At 30.4% G+C, this 2,119-nt stretch carries 2 protein-coding genes; both read right to left on the bottom strand.

What is annotated here, in order from left to right; genetic code table 11:
* On the bottom strand, positions 1–976 hold a 976-nt coding region (locus tag A3712_RS21830), incomplete at its 3' end, for a cysteine peptidase family C39 domain-containing protein (protein ID WP_231891864.1).
* Positions 976–2,119 (bottom strand): HlyD family secretion protein (locus A3712_RS21825; protein ID WP_063525011.1); only part of this gene is annotated, 1,144 nt, incomplete at its 5' end. The genes A3712_RS21830 and A3712_RS21825, both read right to left, overlap by 1 nt.

Raw genomic sequence — 2,119 nt, 5'->3', positions numbered from 1 at the left:
GAACGATACTACTTAAAATAGGACTATAGATATACATTACAATTAAAACAATAAATGTCATAAAACCATCTATTACTCCTTCTACAAAGTCATTTGTAATCATAGTTTGTATTGCACTCAAAGAGCCGAAACGAGAAACAATATCCCCAACATGACGTTTCTCAAAGTAGGAAATTGGCAAGTTAAGCAAATGATTAAAAAGATTTGCTCCCATTTGAAGACTCAATGAGCTACTGATTCTAATAACTAACCACCCTCTAAATGAACTAACGGTTATACTGACTAGTAGTAGTAAAGAAAATCCAATAGCCAAGATCTTTAAAAGTGATTCGTCATTGTTGATAAGAACATTATCAACCACCCATTGCATGTAGTAGGGGGTGAGTAATCCAATAATTTGAATTATGACAGTTAAAGTTAGTAAGGAAATTAAAGAAGTTTTTAATCCTAAAATATTACTCCAAAGTTGATTAATCTTCATAACAACCTTTGAGTCTTCTTTTTTGAAATCAGAATTAGGAGATGCTTCTAATACAATACCCGTAAAGGAGTTACTGAACTGTTCTTCAGTTAGTACCCTTTTTCCTAGAGCTGGGTCATTAATGTAATACTTTCCATTTTTATATCCAGTAATTACAACGTAATGATTAAGATCCCAATGTAAAATGCATGGAAAACTTAGCTTAGAAATATCATTAAGACTACATTTTAATGCTCTTGTTGATAAATTTACACACTTCGCTGTTTCTATCACATCGAATAAACGCATACCATAGCTATCTGTAAGGCTAAATGTTTTTAATGATTGTATGTTTATCTTGTGACCATAATAAGATGAGATCATTGCTAAACAAGCTAATCCACAATCTGATAATTCCGATTGTAAAACTAATGGTACCGGTTTGAAACTATTGAAATTCAATAGACTAGTGGTATTTTTAAGTATTTCTTTGATGTTCATAGGTTTCTGAATCACTATAATTTACCTTTTAACGCTAATACCGGTTCTAAAACCCACTCAAATAATTTTCTCTTTTCCATAACGATATCCACATCAGCGATCATCCCTACTTTTAGCGAGAACTTTTTTCCATAAGCGGATATGAATTGACTATTTAAGCTAGCTTTTACAACATACATTGCTTCATCAGTTTTTATTGGTATTCGCTTTTCATTGGGTAGTAAGAGTACCTTGTCAACATGTATAATCTTTCCCTCCAACATGCCAAATTTTTGATAAGGAAAGGAATCAAACCTAATTTTCACCTTATCTCCTAATTTTATAAACCCAGCTGATCGTGTTGGTACAAGCAATTCAATCTCTAAAGGGGAATCTATCGGTATGATACTGAGGAGTGGAGAGTGCTCGCTAACACTTAACCCTTTGTGTATTTGCACTGCTGTAATAAATCCTGAATCGGGAGCTTTTTCTATAAATGAATATTGATTTTTTAGGTCTATCAATCTTTCCTCTATAGATGAAACCTTTCTTCTTAATATAGACTCATTTGTTTTTAATCTATCTGGAGAAGATATCTTTTTATATTTAAGTTCAAGTATTTCTGATTTTATATTTGATATGTTTTTTTTTGTTGAACTGACATTTTGTTTTGCAATAAGGTAAGATTCCCTAATGTTGTCTAATTGGCTTTTTGATAAATACCCGCTATCAAGTAATGATTTATTATTTAAAAAGACATTCTCTCTCATTTCTAATATTTCATTATTTATTGATAAACTTTCCTCCTCAATATTTATTTTTTCTTTTAAGTAATTTAATTGGTCTTCATTTTTTTTATTTTCATTATAATTAAGGCGATGGTTGATTTCAATTTCATTAATTATTTCTTGTTTTTGTTCCTCCAGTTTTAAGCTTAAAGCATCTGAAAGTTCCACACCGCTTGAAAGGCTATTACTTTTATTTATAACTGCTATTTTATCACCAATAGATATCTCATCTCCATTTTTGAAAAATACTTCATCAATAACACCGCTGCGGCTTGAATAAACTTTAATAACTCCTTTCTTAGGAGTTAAATACCCCTTTACTGTTTCTTTTCTCGCATAGCTAACTTCGAATAAATAAATTAAGATGATAATAAAAAATACTATAAAAACA

The sequence above is a fragment of the Vibrio sp. HI00D65 genome (genome assembly GCF_001635455.1).
Taxonomy (GTDB): domain Bacteria; phylum Pseudomonadota; class Gammaproteobacteria; order Enterobacterales; family Vibrionaceae; genus Vibrio.
This window is presented reverse-complemented; position numbering and strand designations above follow the sequence as displayed.